At 42.5% G+C, this 21,199-nt stretch carries 18 protein-coding genes; 8 read left to right on the plus strand and 10 right to left on the minus strand.

From position 1 onward, the window contains the following. Positions 1-129 precede the first annotated feature (129 nt). The gene (locus IWX76_RS12005; RefSeq protein ID WP_196860176.1) at positions 130-1,308 is read left to right on the plus strand and encodes an MFS transporter; all 1,179 of its coding nucleotides are present in this window, start codon (positions 130-132) and stop codon (positions 1,306-1,308) included. Here the strand turns inward: IWX76_RS12005 and IWX76_RS12010 are convergent. Beyond that, positions 1,305-2,951 (minus strand): glycoside hydrolase family 43 protein, encoded by a 1,647-nt coding sequence (locus IWX76_RS12010; RefSeq protein WP_196860177.1) that lies wholly within the window; start codon positions 2,949-2,951, stop codon positions 1,305-1,307. The genes IWX76_RS12005 and IWX76_RS12010 overlap by 4 nt on opposite strands. A 180-nt stretch (positions 2,952-3,131) precedes the next feature. On the opposite strand from IWX76_RS12010, the gene IWX76_RS12015 reads away from it, so the two are divergent. Continuing rightward, a complete protein-coding gene (locus IWX76_RS12015; RefSeq protein WP_196860178.1) occupies positions 3,132-3,884 on the plus strand; it encodes a hypothetical protein in 753 nt (250 codons plus the stop codon). A 28-nt stretch (positions 3,885-3,912) separates the two neighbouring features. On the opposite strand, the gene IWX76_RS12020 is transcribed toward IWX76_RS12015, so the two are convergent. Beyond that, positions 3,913-4,428, minus strand: a complete 516-nt coding sequence (locus IWX76_RS12020) for a GNAT family N-acetyltransferase (protein WP_196860179.1) — start codon at positions 4,426-4,428, stop codon at positions 3,913-3,915. Between the two features lie 121 nt (positions 4,429-4,549). Here IWX76_RS12020 and IWX76_RS12025 point away from each other — a divergent pair, with 121 nt between their 5' ends. The 4 genes from IWX76_RS12025 to IWX76_RS12035 all read left to right on the plus strand — a co-directional run bounded on the left by IWX76_RS12025 (position 4,550) and on the right by IWX76_RS12035 (position 6,787). Beyond that, positions 4,550-5,056 (plus strand): uracil-DNA glycosylase family protein, encoded by a 507-nt coding sequence (locus IWX76_RS12025; protein ID WP_334641846.1) that lies wholly within the window; start codon positions 4,550-4,552, stop codon positions 5,054-5,056. Beyond that, positions 5,035-5,238, plus strand: a complete 204-nt coding sequence (locus IWX76_RS18085; protein ID WP_334641848.1) for a hypothetical protein — start codon at positions 5,035-5,037, stop codon at positions 5,236-5,238. The genes IWX76_RS12025 and IWX76_RS18085 overlap by 22 nt, the downstream gene beginning before the upstream one ends. Before the next feature lie 98 nt (positions 5,239-5,336). Continuing rightward, positions 5,337-6,167 carry a helix-turn-helix domain-containing protein gene (locus IWX76_RS12030; RefSeq protein ID WP_196860180.1) on the plus strand — a complete coding sequence of 277 codons (831 nt, stop codon included), beginning with the start codon at positions 5,337-5,339 and terminating at the stop codon, positions 6,165-6,167. A 59-nt stretch (positions 6,168-6,226) separates the two neighbouring features. Next, the gene (locus IWX76_RS12035) at positions 6,227-6,787 is read left to right on the plus strand and encodes a DUF417 family protein (protein ID WP_334641849.1); all 561 of its coding nucleotides are present in this window, start codon (positions 6,227-6,229) and stop codon (positions 6,785-6,787) included. Here IWX76_RS12035 and IWX76_RS12040 read toward each other — a convergent pair. The 5 genes from IWX76_RS12040 to IWX76_RS12060 form a co-directional block, all read right to left on the minus strand. Further along, on the minus strand, positions 6,773-7,984 hold the full coding sequence (locus IWX76_RS12040; RefSeq protein ID WP_196860182.1) for a Gfo/Idh/MocA family protein: 1,212 nt from the start codon (positions 7,982-7,984) through the stop codon (positions 6,773-6,775). The genes IWX76_RS12035 and IWX76_RS12040 overlap by 15 nt on opposite strands. Before the next feature lie 2 nt (positions 7,985-7,986). Beyond that, a complete protein-coding gene (locus IWX76_RS12045; protein WP_196860183.1) occupies positions 7,987-9,348 on the minus strand; it encodes a Gfo/Idh/MocA family protein in 1,362 nt (453 codons plus the stop codon). A 6-nt stretch (positions 9,349-9,354) separates the two neighbouring features. After that, positions 9,355-10,719: a 3-keto-disaccharide hydrolase gene (locus tag IWX76_RS12050; RefSeq protein ID WP_196860184.1), complete on the minus strand. Its 1,365-nt coding sequence runs from the start codon at positions 10,717-10,719 to the stop codon at positions 9,355-9,357. A 191-nt stretch (positions 10,720-10,910) separates the two neighbouring features. Beyond that, positions 10,911-12,248, minus strand: coding sequence for a TldD/PmbA family protein (locus IWX76_RS12055; protein ID WP_196860185.1), 1,338 nt, complete (start codon positions 12,246-12,248; stop codon positions 10,911-10,913). A gap of 3 nt (positions 12,249-12,251) precedes the next feature. After that, the gene (locus IWX76_RS12060) at positions 12,252-13,892 is read right to left on the minus strand and encodes a TldD/PmbA family protein (protein WP_196860186.1); all 1,641 of its coding nucleotides are present in this window, start codon (positions 13,890-13,892) and stop codon (positions 12,252-12,254) included. A gap of 152 nt (positions 13,893-14,044) precedes the next feature. On the opposite strand from IWX76_RS12060, the gene IWX76_RS12065 reads away from it, so the two are divergent. Continuing rightward, the gene (locus IWX76_RS12065) at positions 14,045-15,622 is read left to right on the plus strand and encodes a serine hydrolase (RefSeq protein ID WP_334641852.1); all 1,578 of its coding nucleotides are present in this window, start codon (positions 14,045-14,047) and stop codon (positions 15,620-15,622) included. On the opposite strand, the gene IWX76_RS12070 is transcribed toward IWX76_RS12065, so the two are convergent. Together IWX76_RS12070 and IWX76_RS12075 are read right to left on the minus strand one after the other, a co-directional pair. Next, positions 15,619-18,012: a TonB-dependent siderophore receptor gene (locus tag IWX76_RS12070; RefSeq protein WP_196860187.1), complete on the minus strand. Its 2,394-nt coding sequence runs from the start codon at positions 18,010-18,012 to the stop codon at positions 15,619-15,621. The two genes, IWX76_RS12065 and IWX76_RS12070, sit on opposite strands and share 4 nt — an antisense overlap. Positions 18,013-18,122: 110 nt before the next feature. Then, positions 18,123-19,040 (minus strand): DUF5996 family protein, encoded by a 918-nt coding sequence (locus IWX76_RS12075; RefSeq protein ID WP_196860188.1) that lies wholly within the window; start codon positions 19,038-19,040, stop codon positions 18,123-18,125. 110 nt (positions 19,041-19,150) lie between these two features. Between IWX76_RS12075 and IWX76_RS12080 the strand changes: the two genes are divergently transcribed. Then, the gene (locus tag IWX76_RS12080; RefSeq protein ID WP_196860189.1) at positions 19,151-19,603 is read left to right on the plus strand and encodes a rhodanese-like domain-containing protein; all 453 of its coding nucleotides are present in this window, start codon (positions 19,151-19,153) and stop codon (positions 19,601-19,603) included. A 72-nt stretch (positions 19,604-19,675) separates the two neighbouring features. Here the strand turns inward: IWX76_RS12080 and IWX76_RS12085 are convergent, their stop codons facing one another. Then, positions 19,676-21,187, minus strand: a complete 1,512-nt coding sequence (locus IWX76_RS12085; RefSeq protein ID WP_196860190.1) for a RagB/SusD family nutrient uptake outer membrane protein — start codon at positions 21,185-21,187, stop codon at positions 19,676-19,678. Between the last annotated feature and the right edge of the window lie 12 nt (positions 21,188-21,199).

A 21,199-nucleotide genomic window follows, 5' to 3' on the forward strand; every position in this document is an offset into this window, starting at 1 on the left:
CAAAAAGCATTCTTTTTTAACCGCCTTGTGTAAAATATGGTAAAAGAAGCTTAGGTTCAAAATTCTTACCAAATAGCAACAGAAAGTGCTTATTTTAACAGCAGAAAGTGGCAATGAAGATTTTAGTTTATGGATAATCAGACGGTAAAAGCCAGAAAGGCAACAAAAGCAATATTTTTAGTATGTGGATTAGGCATTTCGAGCTGGGCACCCATGGTTCCTTTAACAAAAGATCGTTTAGGCCTAAACGATGCCAATCTTGGTCTACTTTTGCTGCTTTTAGGTGGCGGTGCAATTGTAATGATGCCCATTTGCGGGGTACTATCACATCGTTTTGGCACCCGTATTGTCATGATCATCTCGGCTATTGTAATGGCTACCTGCCTGCCTTTCCTAGTCCTTCTCACCTCCATACCTCTCATGGCGCTAGCACTGTTTATCTTTGGCTGCGCTGTAGGCACTGTAGATGTGGCCATGAACAGCCATGGGGTTCAGGTGCAAAACAGCTCTGGCCGTCCCATTATGTCATCGCTTCACGGACTTTTTAGTGTAGGTGGTTTGTTTGGTGCACTTGGTTTGGGTTTGCTCATTAAATTAGGACTAAACCCAATTGCTGCTGCAGTATGCATTGCCGCACTGTTAATTTTAATCGTAAGTGCAAATTATGGATCGCTATATTCTGCTAAAAGGGAAAAAGAATTGGTTTTAGAATTTACGGAGCCTGTAACTGAAGAAAAGCACAATAAAATTAGCTGGTTAAAAGGCAGCATTATTTTTCTTGGATTAATGTGTTTTGCTGTATTCCTTTCTGAAGGCGCCATGCTCGACTGGAGCGCTATTTTTCTACGCGATAACAGGGGCGTTAACGCTGAATTTGCTGGTATTGGCTATGCGGCCTTTTCTGTAGCCATGGCCACCATGAGGTTACTCGGTGATAGAATTGTATCCAGGTTGAGCAGTGTGACCATTGTTTTTGGTGGTTCTATGATTGCCGCTGCTGGTTTATTGTTTGCCGTATTAAGCACCTGGATGCCGGCTGCATTGATAGGATTTGTGCTGGTCGGTATTGGAACGGCCAACATTGTGCCGGTATTTTTTAGTGAGGGTGGCCGAATCCGGAATATCCCTGCTACGGTAGCTATACCGGTAATAAGTACCATGGGCTATGCTGGTCAGCTGGCAGGACCCGCATTACTTGGGTTTTTAGCTTTCCACTTTTCTTTACCCATGGCACTTACCGTTTGTGCGGCATTGTTAATTATGGTAGGCATAGCCTACGGTTTAAAAAACAGGGAAACTAAAGGTTAATTACCTTCGTAGTCCAGCCATTTAAACGATGCCTGGTTATTTGTAGTTTCCCCATTTGATGTGGCATAAAGGGCAAATAGCACCCCAATGAAACCACCTGCTTCTTTGGTGCTTATAAATTTAGCATCTACATTATCCTTCAATACTTTCCAGTCGCCGACTTTCTCTGCAAACAGGAAGTTATACTTACCACCTTTGGCATCGATACGCAAGTAAAGAGGCGATGTGGTACTGGCTAATTCTTGCTCAGCCAATAGTTCTTGTTTTTCAGCTTTGCCGGGCCCACGAAATAACTGTACCACAGTTTTGTTGTTGACAAGTGATTTACATAAATAGTAGAAATGTTTCTCATTTTGGAAGGCCAATAAACCTGCTTGTTCCTTATCGATGGTCGCTTTAAAATCTACCACGGTGGAAGCCGATGAATACAAGTGTTGCTGGCGTTTACCAATGAAAGCAGGCTGGGCTAATCCCATTACCGTTTCTGGCAATAATTTCATGGTCAGCCCTTGTTTTTTTCCTAAAGTATACCAACTTGGGTCATGGGTTCTTAAAAATAACAATGCCGGATCAAGCTTTTTATCAAAGCTGAGTCTGTATTTAAAAGCTCCACTTTGCGGTGGGGTACCCGGTTGTTTAACCTCTTTAAAATCAGCAGTGTACTTGTATTGTATCTCTTCAATACCAGGATTGATGATTGGCCAGCCGTCGGTCCAGGTTACTGGTGCTATAAAAGTCTCCCGACCGGTGTTGTAGTAATCTCCTTCGTAAGGGCGTACGGCTAGAAAAATGGCGTAAGTTTTACCATCAGGTCCGTCAACCAATTCCGCATGGCCAGCCGATGTGATAGGATTCGGACGGTTAGGATCAAGGTGGCGTTGTGTTAGAATTGGATTTTTATCATAAGGAATAAAAGGTCCGGTAGGCGATTTACTTCTTAAAATCACTTGGGAGTGGTTTACCGAGGTCCCTCCTTCTGCCGCGCAGATATAATACCAGTCGCCCCTTTTGAATAAATGCGGTCCTTCGATCCACACCGGTTTGGTACTAATGTCTACCCCCCCATTAACCATAAGCATTTCTTCGCCCTTAACTTTCAGGTTTTCTGCATCAAATTCATACATGCGGATGGTGCGGTGTCCATCATATAAAGGTTTACGATCTGGTGCATCGCTGTTATAAATGATGTAAGCCTTATTATCTGTATCGAAAAACAAAGAAGGGTCAATGCCCTTCACATCTGTAAGGTATACCGGATCGCTCCAAGGACCTGCAGGATTTTTAGCGGTAACCACAAAATTTCCCTTGCGATCAATATTGGTACAGGTTACATAATAAGTACCCTTGTTAAAATAAATGGAAGGTGCAAAAAGGCCTCTGGAGGTTCCGTCGCCTAAGAAATTCATTTGTGAAGGACGGTCAATAACATTGCCAATTTGTTTCCAGTTTTTTAAGTCCTTACTGTGAAATACAGGAATCCCAGGAAAGTAAGAGAATGTGGAGTTTACGAGATAATAATCTGTACCTACGCGGGTAACACTTGGATCTGGATAAAACCCTGATAATACAGGATTAGTAAAAGTAATTTGAGCCGAAGCGTGCATACTTAACAACGCTAACACAAGAAATAATAGTTTTCTCATACAAAGATTTAATTGGTTTCTAAAAGCTGAATATAAGCATTTTATTGATAACGCAACCGATTGCAATTTTATTTGACTATTTAAGATTCATCAGTTATTATTCAGCATTTAGGTGTCATATTTCTATTACAGTTATTGAAAATGAGGATCACAAGCGCTACATTTAATAAAATCATCAGTATGAATAAACTGCTCCTTGCCCTTACCCTACTCACTTGTGCGTATTCAAATGTAAAAGCCCAGATAGATGAATCTAGAAACTTTGTTTACTTCTATTCAGATTCAGTAGTGTATGGCAAAAACATCAGGCTCCGCTACGACTTTTTTAATTCCTTGCAACTGAGGGTTGATTCGAAACCTGTAACATTACGTCAGGTTAAATTCTTCAAAAATGACGAAGGCTTTTTTGCCAATTTGAAAGGTATTGGCATATGGCAACACGATGGACTTGCGGAACGAATTATGGAGGGAAGAGTAAACTTATACCAGGAACGACCTTATCGTACGCTTACAGATCACTACAGTGAGCTAAACAATGCGCGTGAAATTAATACATTTTACAACAAAGGATATGGCGACTTGAAAAAGACCAATTATAATAATTTAAGGGTAGATATGGCAGATCATGCGGAAAGCATGGCTTTCTTAGAGAATTACAGGAAGCGTGTAAAAACAGGCCAAAAATTATACATCGCTGCAGGGGCTTCTGTTGTGGCTGCCCTGGCAACTTTTCTTGTTAGCGGAAAAAACGATCTCCACCAGGCGAGTAGTGGGTCCTTTCCTGGAAATGCGGGTTTTAAGAAGAATACCGGCAATATGGCGTTAAGTATCGGGCTTTTTGGAGTTGGTGCTGGCTTGGCATATGGAGCGTATTCCAGTAATAATTCTGGTATGGGAAATCTTGAAAAGGCTATTGATGCATATAACAGGTAATATTTAAGGTAGTAAAAATGCCCTTGTTTTACGAAGCGGTCGTCAACACTTTTTCATACGCTCTTCTGGGACTATTTCTAAAGTAAACCTCACCACAATACGTATAACCCAGTTTTTCAAAAATCATCATCATTGCAAAGTTGTCAAAATTTGTATCTGCCTTGATGCTGTAGATATGGTTACTGATGGCATATGCTTCTATGCTTGCCATTATTTTCTGTGCTAAACCTTTACCTAGGTATTGTTCGGCAATGGCTACACGGTGTATGACAACAAAATCTCCCTGTGTTAACCATTCGCCTTGAATGTTTGCATAGGCAGGTTCATCATTTGTTAACACTGCACAATAACCTGCTATGGTATCTTCGTTATCTAATACAAAACCAACACCTTGTACAATATCGTTTTCTACCACATTAACATTGGGGTAACCATCCTGCCATTGGTTGCTACCGTCTTCCCTTCTTCTAATGATAGCTTGTTGCAATATTTCCCATATTGAGGTAAGATCTGTAATTGTAGCTTTTCTAAACTTGTATTCCATTTGATTATTAATGTTGGATAAATAAAATAATCGATCAAGGTAATAATTTAATAGCTATTTTTATGGACCTCAAACCTATTGAAAATCCTGTATAATAAAATTAAGAAGGTAACTATCAAATATGACATCTATAGCAGAACAGGTAATATGCTTTAACAAGAAACTTAATTTTAGCGGCCCGTTACCTCCGGGTTTTGGCGTACTTAATCCCTTTAGCGAAAATGCCGAAGCCATAGTGGCCATGGAACAATTCTACTTGAAATTTTACAGTGATCATAACATCCGAAAATTTATTGTTGGTATTAATCCGAGCCGTCATGGGGCAGGCTTGACAGGTGTTCCGTTTACCGATACAAAAAGACTGGATAAAGTTTGCGGTATCCAAATGCACACGGTTTCTTCCCATGAGATTTCATCAGTATTTATGTACGATATGATGGAACAATATGGTGGGGTTGACAAATTTTACAGCAGGTTTTATATCAATTCACCTTTCCCTTTGGCCATTGTTGAAGCTAGTGCGCAACATAAATGGCTCAATGCCAATTATTATGACGATAACGCATTATTTGAAGCAGTGAAACCATTTATGATAAAATGCTTAGCATGCAGATCGCCTTTGGCTTAGACACCAAAAAAGTGTTCATACTGGGTAAAAGAAATGAAATGTTCATCAAAAAGATCAATAAAACAGAAAAGCTATTCGATCAGCTAATTACCCTGGAACACCCGCGGTACATACAACAATATAAAATGAAGTCCAGAAACGAATATATTGACAAGTATTTATTGTTATTGGATGCTGACTAGAACAAGGTCATAATCAATATATTAAGAATTACTATATTTTAAAGAACCGGTTGGTGCCATCAACCTAAACGTGGGATTTACCTTCTAAAACACCCAACATGACTACCCTAGCCCACTTCCTCCACCTGCAAAAAACGGATATCACCGCCTATAGTCAATATTACGCTTCTCCCTTGTACCACATCTTCCTGCTTAACGGAAACGGCACAATTTACGTGGATGAGGTAGATTATACTTTTGATGGCCACCTGGCCTTGTTTTTAACACCATACCAACAAGTTAGACTTACTGGAACCACTATTGCGCCCATTGAAAAACTGGCTTTCCATGGTGATTTCTATTGCATTGAATACCATAAACAAGAAGTAGCCTGCAATGGTCTATTGTTTAATAATATTTACCAGCAGCCATTTATTGAACTTTCAGACCATGAAATCCCAGCAATTTTTCAAAAGATAGCTATGGAAACTGCCCGTCAATTGCCTCACACGGAACCTGTGTTAAAAACTTACCTGCAATTGATTCTAGCCATGGCCAGCAGAATTAAGAGGTTAACACAAGAATCGGAGGTACCGGAGCATGCCCTTCCCCTCGCTACATTCAGAACCTTATTGGAAGAAAACTTTATTAGTCAACGCACCCCTATGTTTTACGCACAGGCTTTGGCAATGACACCAAATCATTTCACCAAACAAGTTACTAAATACTACCGCAAATCGCCTTCTAAACTCATCCAGGAAAGGGTGATCCTGGAAGCCAAAAAGCTATTACACCTCTCTCATAAAAGTAGTAAGGAAATCGCCTCGCTCATGAATTTCGACGACCAGCATTACTTTAGTCGGTATTTTAAAAAATACACTAACGTGTCACCTACCGAATTTCGTAAACAGGTGGGTATATCCATCATGGCAGATTTATCCATCACCTAAGCAGCTTTATCCATTTGACTCCACTGCGCATACGGTAGTTTTGCATCATGGAAAAAACGATGAAACTTCTTATACAAAGCCTGGCGCAGAGCCAACGCCTGTTTATCGCTGGTTTACAAATAGCTATATTCATTGTCATGGCCTGGATTGGTGGCTTAAAGGCTTTCCCTTATGAAGCCGAGGGCATCATTCCTTTTGTTGCTAATAGCCCGGTAATGAGTTTTTTTCTCGGTAAACCATCACCTGAATACAAAGACTACAAAAATAAAGAAGGAGAATTGGTGCCTAAGAATATAAGCTGGCACGAAGCCAACCATACTTACCTTTTCTCCTATGGATTAGGAGCCGTAATTATCTTTATCGGTATTATTACCCTGTTGGGCATTTGGAACCCTATTCTCGCTGTGATTGGTGGATTACTCACTTTTATCATGTCATTGGTTACACTAAGTTTCCTCATTACCACACCTGAGGTCTATGTGCCCGCCCTGGGTGGCGAGCACTATGGTTTCCCTTACCTTAGTGGTGCGGGGCGACTGGTCATCAAAGATGTGATCATGCTTTTTGGTGGTTTAGTGGTCGCCTCCCATGCGGCAAACACCTTATTAAGGCGCCACTAAGTCATAGGCTGGTTTCCAGCTTTCCAAGGTTTGATTGGTAATCGCGGTATTAATCATATCAACTGTAATGGCAGTCCGTGCTCCGGTATACACATTTGAACTCGGCAACTGCAAAGTACTTACACATTGATGGAAGTCCTTCATGGCATACCAGGACCCGTCTTTCAACGGGCCGGTGAGTATTGGAGTACCTCCATCTTTGTTCCAGGTAATTTTGGTGGCTCCGGTTACGCCATCTACAGTTTCCTGCATCGCTTTACGAGTTTCCTCTTCCGGATAATAAATCCCTTCATCCATCAGTAAAGACACTGTACCTTTTGAACCACGGAACTTAAATAAGTAGCCATCATGGCGATTAGCACAGGTAGCACCAAAACTACCGATCATGCCCGCTTTGTTAAAACGCAAAATAGATTGTACATTATCACAGGTTTCGCGGCCGTCTTTATAAAAATCTACCCCACCCGTGCCTTGTACTTCATCAACATGGGTATCAAAAGCCCAGTTAACAAAGTCAATCTGGTGTGACAAGAGCTCTGCAGGTAAACCTCCGGAATATTCGGTGTACATGCGCCAGTTGATTTGTCTTTCCAGTGCAGGATCGTGTACCGGACGGCGCCAGGTGCCATTTCTATCCCAGCGGCAATCGATGTTTGTCACCTGCCCTAAATATCCACTACCAATCATCTCCTTTACCTTGTAATAAAGTGGTGTGTAGCGGTACTGGTGACCAACCTGTAAGATCTGCTTTGGTTTGTTGCGCATCAGGTTGACCAATTCTATTGCCTCCTGGCGGTTATAGGTCATGGTTTTTTCCAGGTATATATGTTTACCTGCCTGCAAGGCATCTTTACTGATTTGGAAGTGCCCATTTAAAGGCACAGAAATGATCACCGCATCGACACCTTTTTGCTCCAGCAGTTTACGGTAATCCTTATATGGTGTTGCTTCAGGCGCTAACTTCTTAGCTTTTTCTAAACGGAAGTCAAGTACATCGCAAATGGCTTTAACACGATATAATTCAGGAAGCTCGTGTAATACATGGATCAGCCCATTACCACGATCGCCGCAGCCAATTACCGCAATATTAATTTTATCGGCAGCAAATATCGGGGTAACAGCTTTTAATACTGAATGTTGGAAAAGTAATCCTCCAGTGGTTAAACCTGCTTGTTTCAGGAAATTTCTTCTGCTCATGGTTAGTATTTAAACACTTTTCCGCCAGCCATCACTTCCTGGGTTTTTTCATCGAAGGTGACTTTAAATCCGGTGCGTGCAGCAGCATTGGTCATAATGGTAGCGATAGAGTGGTAATAGCCTGCTTCAACAGGTGCATTTGGTTGCTTTCGACTGCGGATACACTCCATCCAGTTCAAGATATGACTGGTTACCAGCGCATCACCGCCGGTATTGGCAGAGGCAACCGCGCGCATCTTAGGGTCTGCTAGAACTAGTTCTGGCAAGAGGTTTGGTTCCATGCCCATCTCTTTAGCATGGCCAGCACCTAGTCCGCCTTTTGGCGAAACCGTATTGTTTACCAGGTTCAATTCACCGCCGTTAGCATAATAAATCTCTGCCGGGCGTTCTTCTCCATTGTTCATTCTGGAGCTAAAAGTCACCTGGAAGCCTTTGCTCATATCGTCCTGAGGACCGTAATCAAATACTGCTGTCGTGGTATCCCAATTTTTACGACCATCCTTCCAGGCATATATTCCGCCATTAGCCACTACACTGCGAGGGTGCTTCAGGCCTGTAAACCAGTGTACAGTATCAATCTGGTGGCTCATCCACTGCCCCGGCATGCCGGATGAATAAGGCCAGAACAAACGGTATTCCAGGTATTTTCTCGGGTCCCAGGCTTCAAATGGCCTGTTCATTAAATAACGTTTCCAATCCGTATCAGCTTCTTTTAATTGCGCCACCAATGCAGGACGACGCCAGCGGCCAGGCTGGTTAACATTCCACGTCAGTTCAACCATGGAGATATCACCGAATTTTCCCGACCTGATAAAGTCGTTTGCCGCCATGTAGTTGGTGCCACTGCGTCGCTGTGAGCCTATTTGTATAATCCGGTCTGATTCGCGCACAGCTTTCAAAGCAGCACGGTTATCTTCCATAGTTTCGGCAAAGGGTTTCTCCACATAGGCATCACAACCGGCTTTTACCGCTTCAATAGCATGTAAAGCATGTTGAAAATCTGCTGTGCTCACAAATACAGCATCAAGGTCTTTCATCTGGTAGAGCTCATCATTATTACGGCATCCTTTGACGGCATGTCCCATTTTATCCTGCAGGAATGCTACCCCTTGTTCACGGCGTACACTCCAGAGATCAGATACCGCAACAAGGTCGAAGTTCATCGCTTTGTGGTGTCCAAAAAATGGAGGAAACAGTGATGTACGAAAGCGGTCAGAAAAACCAACTACACCCACCTGAACACGGTCGTTAGCACCAATAATACGTCCGTAACTTTTAGCACTCATGGCCATGGTACCGGCATAAGTTCCGGCAGCAGCAACAGCCGCTTGTTTTATAAAGTTTCTTCTTGAAGTAGATAACATCTGTGTTTATTTTAATTCCTGAATTTTGATACTTCTGTAGGATACGGTATTGCCGTGATCCTGTAATAGGATATGTCCGGTTTTAGCCATTCCAAAATTCTCCCAATCTTTATACTTACTTGCTGCAACCAGGTCTAGATAGGCTTGTGATCCACGTACAAATTCCAGCATCTTATAGCCATTCAAATAATATTCTACTTTATTATCCGGGAATACTTTGATTACACCCTGGTTCCAGTCGCCAATTGGCTTACGGGCTGCAGGCGTCCTTGCAGAAGCAATTAAATCATATAGAGAAGCTAAGGTGCGGTTATTGTTTCTTCCAAGTTTAGCATCGGGATGGCGCTCATCATCTAATACCTGGTACTCTAGGCCAATGGCAGAGGCACCTTTTTCTTTTTCTGTCACAAAATATTTAACACCACTGTTTGCGCCTTCGGTTAGCTTAAAATCAAATTTCAAAATAAAAGCACCATATTCTTTTTCGGTCACGATATCACCACCTACACCACCTTCAGAACCATCAGAAGCTTTAATGGTAAATTCACCATGATCAACCACCCAACCTTTGGCTGGAAAGCTTGTTTTGTAGGCACCGCGCCACCCTTTGGTTGTTTTACCATCCCATAAGAGTGAAAAGCCTTGTTTTTGTTCCTGAGCAGAAATATTGTTAGGGATAGTATTAACCACAAATACTTCATCAGCTGGTGAAAGTTTGAGGTTGTTAGTCTGGATGCGGATGTTCCGCCAGCGAATTTGTTTACCAGTATGCTCGGGTTTATAAATTTCGTGTACCTGCAAAGCGATAAAACCTTTAGCGGTTTCGGCATCTACCACATTGGCTGCAGGTATTCCATTTACCCAAGTACGTAAACTCGTACCAATACATTCGATGCGATACTTATTCCATTGCCCGTTTTTAAAAGCTGGTTTTGCAGCTAAGTTAAGTTCCATTGGATATAACCATCCTCTGCGTGCCTCGTCATATATTCCCCCACTCCACTGTCGTGTTGATGGATCCACTTCTACCTGGTAACCATGTACACGGCCATTTTTATAATCTGCCTTGCTTAAACTTCTGATCTGTATACCTGAATTCATGCTGGTGTCCACCATCAACTCTAGTTCTAGAATGAAATCTCCATAATCCTGATCGGTTACCAGAAAAGAATTAGGCTCATTGGGAACAGTTGTTCCTATAATTTCGTTATTGCTGACGGTATATTTTGCTTTTCCATTAAGTTGTTTCCAACCCGACAAGTCTTTTCCATTAAATAAGGGTTTCCAATCTTTAGCAGAATTGTCTTGTGCAGCAGCGGTGAATTGAAGCAACACAGCGAAGGCCAATACGAGCCTGAATCTTTGTTTCATACAGTGTTATTTTGGTTTAAATCGTACTAAAAATAGTAATTTATTTACCATAAGTGACTTACGCAAACAAAAAGTTACTTGAGCAACCCCAAAGTTTTTTTAATAAAACACTATTAAATATCTTAAAATGGCAACAACATAAAAAAGGGATTGATCTATTTTACCAGATACAACCCCTATAATGACATTTTTTAAACCGCGTCCGACAAGGAAGTGAAAGTAAAGTCCCTGATCTTCAAAGGTGGCAGCAAGTAATTTTGGTTACTTTCTGCGCTGACCGTCCGCTCTGGTATGCCCATTTCTTCTAAATTATTGAGCATAATCACCGGACTTTCATTAAATCTGAAATTCTTTACCGGGAACTTGATCTCCCCATTTTCAATGTAAAATGTTCCATCGCGGGTTAAACCGGTTAACAGTAAGGTTTGCGGATCTACAGTACGGATGTACCACAAACGTGTCACTAAAATACCCTTTTCGGTACCTTTAATTAATTCGGCCAGGGTCTTTGTGCCGCCATCCATAATAACCCCATCTGGTGATGGAATGGACTTGGCTCCTTTTTTGGAAGCCCAGTACCTGGAGCTCGACAGGTTTTTCACTACCCCTTTATCAATCCAGTTTACCCTTTCCTGTGGGCGGCCATCTCCTGCCCAGGTTCTGCCAGGGAGTTCCTTATTCCAGGGATCAGAATAAATATTGACCCTTTCATCTACCAGCTGCTCCCCTAATCTCGTTTTACCTCCCGGTTTGCTTAAAAAGCTTCTGCCTTCATCAGCCTGACGGTCATCCAGGCTGTACATGATGTTCTCCAGCATCACCGCCACTGCAGTAGGTTCAAGAATCACAGTGTACTTACCAGGTTCAATGGCCCGTGCGGTTACCGATGCCCTTGCTTTTTGTGCAGCCACCTCGGTATCTGCTTTGGTATCTAACTTACTGAAATCGTTATAACCCCGGGTGGCATACCCAGAGCCTTTGCCATCGGGCGTACGCATGGTAATATTAAAAGCAACATCGGTACTGGCGTTGTAAGCAAAAAGGCCTTTACTGTTCATCATCGCACTAAAACCAGTGCTATTTTCCAGGAAACCGGCGGCTTGAAGTTTCGCGGCTTTAGCCACATTTAAACTTTGCTCCACGGCATCAGCTCGTTCTTTCGGCCCTACTTTAGCCGACACCGGCGAAAAGGTTGGGGAATCTGTCCCATATTTTTGGGGGCCGAGGATAGACATATATTCCGGGTTTTCCGGGGCCAGCTGCGCCAGCTCTTCCGACCTGCGCACCACTTTCTCCAGCGACACGTCATCCAGCTCGTTAATGGTCGCAACACCTAATTTTTTGCCAAAAGCCGAGCTTACCATAATACTGGTCGAGCTCACACCCCCGCTCGTGTTTACAGAATTACGTGCATAACGAATATTGCCACCATCAGTACTATCGATGTTGACTTCACATTCCTCTGCTTTGGAGTATTTCAGCACTTTGGTTAAAAGTGCTTTGGCTTGTTCTTGAGTTAAAATTGCCATAGTCTATCCTATTTTTCTAGCCGTATTGATCACATTAATTCCATTAAATCTTGTTGTCGCTGAGCCGTGAGATACGGCACTTGATTGCGAGGGCTGTCCTTTTCCATCGAAAAAGGAACCGCCTAACCGGTAATCGCTGGCATCGCAAATAGCCGAACAAGAGTTCCAAAACTCCTGCGTATTGGCCTGGTAAGCCACATCCTTTAACATACCAATGATTTTACCATTTTTTATCTCGTAATACAGTTGTCCGCCAAACTGGAAATTGTAACGCTGCTGATCAATGGAAAAGGAACCGTCGCCTACGATATATATGCCTTTTTCCACGTTTTTGATCTGATCTGCAATGCTTAAAGGCTTTTTCCCTGGCTGCAGGGAAATATTAGCCATACGCTGGAATTGAATGCTGCTCCAGTTATCGGCATAACTGCAACCTTGCGATCGATTCAGACCAATGATATGCGCCTGATCGCGGATCGCCTGGTAATTTACCAGTACGCCATCTTTAATCACATCCCACTCGCCGCATTTTACTCCTTCGTCGTCATATCCCACGGCACCTAAGGAACCTTTTTCGCTTTTATCAGCTGTAATGTTCACAATATCACTACCATATTTAAATTTCTTGCTTTCCCATTTATCCAGTGTCAGGAAACTCGTTCCGGCAAAGTTGGCTTCATACCCCAATACCCTGTCCAGTTCGGTCGGGTGACCGGCAGATTCGTGAATGGTTAACCACAAATGTGACGGATCAAGCACCAGGTCGTATTTGCCGGGTACTACAGTTTTAGCGATAAGTTTTTCGCCAACTTGCCTGGCCCCTTGTTTAGCATCTTCCAGCATATCGTACCGCCCTTTGTATAAAGTGCCTGTAGCATGCTGTATTTTATGCTCAGGTTTCGCATCAAGGTACTCATACCCCATACCTGTTGGCGCACTTAAGGCATTTCTTGTTTCGTACTTACCACTTTCTTTGTTGATTTTAGTAATAAAAAACGTTGGCCATATGCGGTGGATATCCTGGTCGATATAGGAGTTATCTGTAGAGGCAAAATACTTCTGCTCATTGACCATAAAAAGTATAGAGTTGACATAATCTGCACCCCCTTTCATTGCGGCATCGTTTACCGACAATAACAGGTCAACCTTCTCTTTCATAGGAATTTCAAAGGAGTTTTTTTCAATAGGTGCTTTCCAGGTCACCTCACCATAACCTTGCTGGGGTGCTAGCTGCACCGGTTCCAACTGCAGGCGGGAGTTTTCTTTAGCAATAGCAACGGCCAGTTCAGCAGCCTGCGCAATTCCATCTTTGTCTAATTTATCAGTTGCAGCAAAACCCCAGCTGCCATTCGCGATCACCCGGATGCCGATTCCATAAGATTCGGTATTAACCAGATTTTCTACTTTGTCTTCCCGGGTCACTACATATTGGTTGAGGTAACGACCAATGCGGACATCTGTATAAGTGGCTCCCTTACTTTTGGCGGCGTTGAGTGCCACATCAGCCATCACTCTTTTCACGACCGGGTCGACGTATTCGAGCGACTTTTCCAGGGGAATCTCATTTCCCCAGACTGGTATGGCAGGCAACATCGCCGCAGCGGCACCTACCCCAGTTAAATAGATAAAATTTCTTCTTTTCAAGTTTGTTGGTTTTTAAGGGTTTAGAGAAATAAATCTAAAAATAATACGCCACAATTTATATTAATACATAAATTCATTAATAGGCATAGCTTCGGCAGGCTTAACAAGATAATTATTCATGAAAATCCTTAATTTTAAGCACGAAAGAAATTATGGAAATCATCTCAATGAAAAAACCTTTTTTAGTTGCTGCCTTATTCCTATTCGGTGCATCGATAAGTTTAAAATCTCAAGTATTAACGGCTACCCAAATAGATAGTGTAGTAAACAAAACCTTAACCACCTTTAATGTACCTGGTATTGCAGTAGGCATCGTGAAGGAAGGTAAATTAATCCATGCCAAAGGGTATGGCTTGCGCTCTATTAAAAGCAACAAAAAGGTAGATGAGCATACGTTGTTTGGCATTGCCTCCAATACCAAAGCTTTTACCGCAGCAGCCCTGGGTATGCTAATCGATGAGCATAAAATTACCTGGGATACCAGGGTAACCGATATAATTCCTGAATTTAAACTTTACGATAGTTATGTGACCCAGGAATTTACCATCCGCGATTTATTAACTCACCGCAGTGGCTTGGGTCTGGGTGCCGGCGATTTAATGATCTGGCCTGATTCATCAAAAGTGACTAAAACGCAAATGATCCATAACCTGCGGTATTTAAAGCCAGTATCATCCTTCCGCTCTAAATACGATTATGATAACCTATTATATATTGTTGCTGGTGATATCGTAACCCGTGTATCGGGCATGCCTTATGAAGATTTTATCGAAAGCAGAATCATCAAACCCCTTGGCATGACAAAAACTGCTGCCTCCTGGTATCGCTTAAAAGATAAATCCAATATTATTGACGGCCATGCGCCGATCGATGACCGTAGCCTGGTCACCGTAGGGCTAAGTTTCACCGAGCTGGCCAACCCTGCCGGGGGCATGTACTCCAACATTACCGATGTGAGCAAATGGGTAATTGCACAGCTAAATGAGGGTAAGTATGGCGACAAGCTGGATAAGTCTTTATTCAGTAAAGCGGTACATCAGGAGATGTGGACGCCACAAACCATCACCAAATCAGGATCACCTTATAACACCCATTTCAGTAGTTATGGCTTAGGCTGGAACTTGAGTGATGTGAATGGTTATTTCCAGGCTTCACATACCGGTGGTTTGGCTGGTATTGTAACCCAGGTGACCATTTTACCCGAGTTGAAACTAGGCATCATCGTTTTGACAAATCAACAATCAGGCGCCGCTTTTACGGCCATAACCAATAGCATTAAAGATGGCTATTTCGGTATTAAAGGCAAAGACCGCATTAAACAATACAATGATGCACGTGTTGCCAACGAAAAAGAAGCGATAGCCAGCACAAAAAAAATCTGGGCAGATGTAGAAAGTCAGCAAAAAGCCAATGCCGGTAAAGCGGCATTGGCGGGTGTAGTAGGCGTTTACCGCGATAAATGGTTTGGTGAGGTTACCATAACTGAGAAAAATGGTGGCTTATATTATACTTCTAAAAATGCGCCTAAACTACAAGGCAACATGTACTTTTATAAAGGAAACACCTATATCGTGAAGTGGAACGAAAGAAGTTTAGAAGCTGATGCTTTTGTAACCTTTAGTTTAAATCATGATGCTAAACCTGTAGCTTATAAAATGGAGGCTATTTCACCCTTAACTGACTTTAGTTTTGACTTTCAGGACTTAGATTTTGAACGGGTAAACAATTAAAATTTGTAAGCCAGGGATAGGCGGTAATTACGAGGTGCTTCGACCTGCCAGGCGTAATACGCTGGTGCGGCCCAGCCTTCGTAACTACCAGTGTAAAGGTACTTATCCAGGATGTTATACACGTTAGCATTGATTTTAACCTTACCCATTTCCCAGAAAGCACCTCCATCCAGGCGGAAATAATCTGGCAAGTCTTGTATGCCGTTTTGCCCGCCCCAGGTCCAGCTATCACGGTCAACCTGGTAGCTGAATCCTGCTGAAAGTCCAGCGCCTTTTAAAACGCCCGATGTAATGCTATAATTTAACCAGGTATTGATATTGTGTTTGGCAAAACCCGGAATACGGTCACCAGCTGTTATACCAACCACACCTGCTGTAGTGCTTTTTACCTTAGAATCTGTGTAAGCGTAATTGGCAATCACATTCATGCCCTTAAAAAGCTCGCCCTGCAAGTCGAATTCCAGCCCTTTAGCCTCCGATTGTCCGAGAATAACGGAAAAAGATTCTGAGCCGTTATTCGTTGGATCAGCAGTCAGTTCGTTGTTTTTAAGAATACGATACACACTCAAGGTGGTACTCCATTTATGCTCAAACCATTCTTTTTTCAAGCCTAACTCCATGTTATTTCCAGTAATGGGCTTAATGGTGCCACCATTTCTCAAGAATCCGGCTTGGGGAACGAAAGATTGATCGTATAATGCATAAGCCGACGTGTTATCATCAATAGAAACACTTAAGCCCACCCTTGGTGTAAAACGCCTGGTTTCCTCATCGGCCACACCATAGTTTGATTGCTTAACATAGGTGAAACGTCCAGCTAGGGTTAACCTGAGCGTGTTATCCCAGAAGCCCAGCTCATCCTGTAAATACAGTCCTGTGTAAGCTTGTGAGATTGAACCACCCACGCCCGCACGCTGTGATAGTGGTGTGCTTCGGTCCCATACGGGATACCCATTTTCCGGCGCCTGGTAGGTGGTCTGCTGTGGGTCAAACGGATTTTCGGCCAGGTCTAAATCATGGTATTGGCCCCAATCGGCCATGTAATCCTTATCACCCAGGTCTAAACCAGCTAAAATGCGGTGTTTCACCTTACCGGTAGTCATTTCTCCGTTAACGAAAAACTGCCCAAACCTATTTTCATTCTTTGCATCCCATATACTCACATTACGTACCATCGTACCATTTGCATTAACTACACTGGGCCAGATATTTGCACCTTGTTGTGCATAATTAAAATAAGCCAGTTGCGCCGTAACTTTCCAATTGGCATCTAAATGATGTTGTAAGTTTAAAAACAAACTGTGGTCGTCAATTTTGGTCGGTTCTAAACCTGGGTCAGTGGTGGTAAAATCCCTGCCTAAAGTAGCATAACCAACAGGTGAAAAGGCGTACACGGATCCTAAGTCAGACATTTTCGCGTTCTGATAAGTGTACTCGGCAGTTAAGGTTGTTTGATCATCAATTTGATAGCTGATAACCGGCGCTACCGAATAACGGTTGTTATACTCGTAGTTACGGAAAGATTTCTTATTCTGCCCCATTACGTTTAGCCTGTATAATAGTTTTCCCGATTTATCTGCACGGCCATCCAGGTCAATCGTACTGCGGTACAGGTCGTAACTGCCCAGTGTAAAAGTGGCCTCCCCTTTCATCGGGCTGCTGCCTGTTGGTTTTTTTGTTACCACATTGTAGATCCCACTGGGTTCACCATTACTCATTAAAAAACCTGCAGGACCTTTTACAAATTCCACATGGTCAACAAAACTCATGTCTTCACTTAGCGGCCCCCAGGTGGAGGTTACGTTAACGCCGTTTCTAAAGGCAGCCATCCTGGCTCCACGGGCATTAACACGGGTATACATATCTGCCCAATGGCTCAACCGGGTTAATCCGCTTACATTTTTGATCAGCCCATCAGCCATACTAATCACCTGCTGATCGGCTAAAGTTTGTGCATTTACAATCTGAATATTTTGTGGTACTTCCAGCAAAGGTTCATTTAGCCTTAATGATGACGACGGCTGCCCGGATTTATATTTGTTTTTCTTACCACTCACAATAACTTCCTGTAATTTCTGGTTGTTTTCCTGCAAAACAAAATCAACGACCAACACCTGCTGGTCGTGCAGCGTGATTTTCTTTTCCTGGGCACTCAAGCCCATAGACTGAATACGCAAAGTGTAAGTACCCGGTTTTACCCGGTTCATTTGATAAGCTCCTTTTTCGTTGGTCCTAGCCTGTTGATCAGTTTCTTTAATAACTACATTGATGTAATCGACAGATTGGCCATCAGCAGTGGTCACTTGTCCTTTAATCAGACCTTGAGCCAACGCAGGCAACTGGAACAGCAGGACGCAGAATACTATTCCCGGGAGTAAATATAATTTCATGATATTTAGATTAATTCTAGATAGACAAAAGAATGACAAAGAATTTGAAATTCCAAACTATTTTGAATTATTCTAAATAACCATTTTACACAAACATAATAAACTTATTATCAATTAGATGAACCAAATTCATCTAATATATTACGATCCCATTGCGCAAGATTTGCGCCTATCTGATAAGTACTTTTTAGAAAGGACGTGAGTTTTTCTGCAGGATCCTTTGCGGATTGAACTGCGGCATAAGGAAGAATATACTCACTTAAAGTCTGGTGATAGTAAGCCTCTTCAGGTTCAACGGTGCCAGTTTTATAGCCTTCTGGCTCGGGATAATGATAGCAATAAAAAGCAGCTTCTGGAAAACTGGCATTACCAGGCCAGAAACCACAACTACTTACTTCTCTGCAATAGGCTTCCTCAGCTACCCAATTGGGTAACCCAGGTACACCTCCAGGATGTTTGGGTGCTTCTTTTCCGGAGAAGAAAGAAAGGGCCATGTCAAAACTTCCCCAGAAGAAATGAAAAGGACTGCTTTTACCTTTAAAATCACTGCGAAACTCCATAAAAACTTCCTGCATCTGCAATAATGCGACATGAAGGGCAGAAACCTGATCTTTGTCGTAGGTAGCATGAACCTCATCGTCTTCAAAAGGAATAGGATCCACAATTTCTACTGGTACAGGCATAATCCGAAGAGGGAGCGCTAGCTCAGCTAATAACTCGAAGATTTTCTTATAAAACCCTGCCACAGACAAACCGGCTAATGCAAAACTTCTAGTGTCATCATCACTGGTTATCACTTGTAATTCGTGACTTCTAAAATCGAAGTCTACCTGAAAACTTCTGCCCTGATAAGGCATAGCCTGCGTAGTTAAACCCCTCGGGGTGATGTATAAGGCCACATGCCATGAATGGTTTACCCAAGGTAATGTGGCTAATTTTAACTTACCCACAATTTGAGTAAACAATTGTAACGTTTCGTAGGTGTCCTTTCCTTTTTCATAGGACAATAATGGCCAGTGCTGTGTCATCGTCTCTGCTTTATCATCAAAACAATACAGTAGAGAAATTGTGTTAACCTGGCTGCATATTTCATTAATGATATTTAAGCTATCTTAGCGACAGAAACAAGCTTAGCAACATGAAAAAACACCTCTTAATACTCCTATCATTCTTTTGCCTAATTGCCCTGAGCGGCGCAGCGAATGCGCAATCATTGGGAAAGCTTGAAATATGGAAGAAAAACCAGGTCATCGAACCGAGTACCCTGATGGCCTTAATAAAAAATAAAAAGTCCGCCAAACCGCCTATCTATAACATTGGTTTTGTTAGCAATATACCCGGAGCAATCAGCGTAGGTTCAGCAAACACTACTAAAGGATTAGCATCACTAAAAAATGCGGTGAAAAGTCATGCTAAAACCAGTACGGTAGTCATTTATTGTGGCTGTTGTCCTTTTGAACATTGCCCCAACGTGCGTCCGGCATATAACTTATTAAAAGAGATGGGGTATAAAAACACCTTGATCTTGAATTTACCAACAAGCTTAAAAGCCGACTGGATAGACAAAGGATATCCCTTAGCAGCAAAATAGCATAACATTTCAACTCATAAAAAAAGGGTTAACAGCTTACGATGCTGTTAACCCTTTTTTGGTACCTGATGACTAGTAACCTGGATTCTGAGTAAAATTGGTGTTTCCCAATTGATTATCTGGGATGGCAAACACTAAATACTTAGGATCGTCTGTTGGTTTTTCTTGCCAAGGAGTAAGGAATTTACCAAAGCGAATTAAATCCTGTCTACGTACCCCTTCCCAAAAGAACTCACGACCCCGTTCATCCAATAGGTTATCTAAAGTAAGCGCAGTAAAAGGTGTTGCACCCCGCGTTGTTCTAATGGAGTTCACTATAGGTAAAGCCGCACCATTTTGTCCTATTCTCATTAAAGCTTCTGCTTTCATCATTAACACATCAGCATAACGGTAATAAACCCAATCATTTTCAGGAAGGTTTGTTGCCGAGTTCGCATAATCGATAGGATATTTTACAATGCGGATACCAGCAACTTCCAGGTGATTTGGATCACGTTCGATGATGCTTACTTCAGGTGTAAATATTAGCGGATTACCCCTACGATCCTTTAATGCAACCCCATTCTGGTCAAATTGCTGTCCGATTAAGAAACCAACCCTAATTCCCGATACATTGGTTACACCAGGATAAACCCCACCTAAACGAGTATCGTTTGCTTCAAACTTACCATAGAAATCAGATAGCGTAGCAAAACCGTTATAACCGCTTGGATTTTGGTTGTAGTGTAATCCAGGAACCCAGATGTCTTTCAAACCACCCGCATCAGAACCACCAATATTTTGTGCAGTAAAGATGTTTTCACGAGATAAGGTGTTGTTACGTGGCGCAAAATTATCGTAATAATTTGCAGTTAGCGCGTACTTACCACTGTTAATAATCTGATCAGCCAGGGTAACAACTTGCTGCATATCTGCCGGATCGAATGTAGGCGTAGCACGGTTCAAGAAAGCACCTTTGTTCAGGTAACATTTCATTAGCAATACCCTTGCCGCATCCTTATTGGCATTATGTACTGGTCCATCTGGTAAGGTTGGCAATATTTCATTTAACTCCGAGATCAGGTAAGCTATCTGCTCATCTGCCCCACGTACTTTCGAAGGTAAGGTAACATCCTCACCCGGCTCGCGGTAAGGCACCTGTCCCCAGCCATCGAGAATAGCGAATTGCGCAAAAGCACGTAAAAACCTAGCCTGTGCAGCCTGCAAAGGCGTAGGGTTAAAATTTAACACGTTTGTACTTACAAAACTTACACTGTTTAAGTCACGGAAAGTATCCGACATCCTGGCGTGATCTGCCGCCCAGCGGTGTAAAAACAATGCCCTCCAGGCACCATTATCATCCCAGTCGCCCGCCCTAGTAGGTACAATTGCCTCGTCGCTGGTAAATTCCTGTAAGGCCCACCATCCCCATGGTCCCTGAAAAGGGTTACGCATGGCCGTATAACTGGCATTTAATAAGGCGGCCACATTTTCCTCGGTTACACCCTGATTTCCAATCTGCCCATGCAGATCTTCATCAAGTTTTGTACAGCTCGTTACTGATAACATAAAAGCAACAAAAGCGATGATATATTTATTTTTCATGTCCGTTCGTAT

The sequence above is a fragment of the Pedobacter sp. CAN_A7 genome (assembly GCF_015752175.1).
Classification (GTDB): domain Bacteria; phylum Bacteroidota; class Bacteroidia; order Sphingobacteriales; family Sphingobacteriaceae; genus Pedobacter.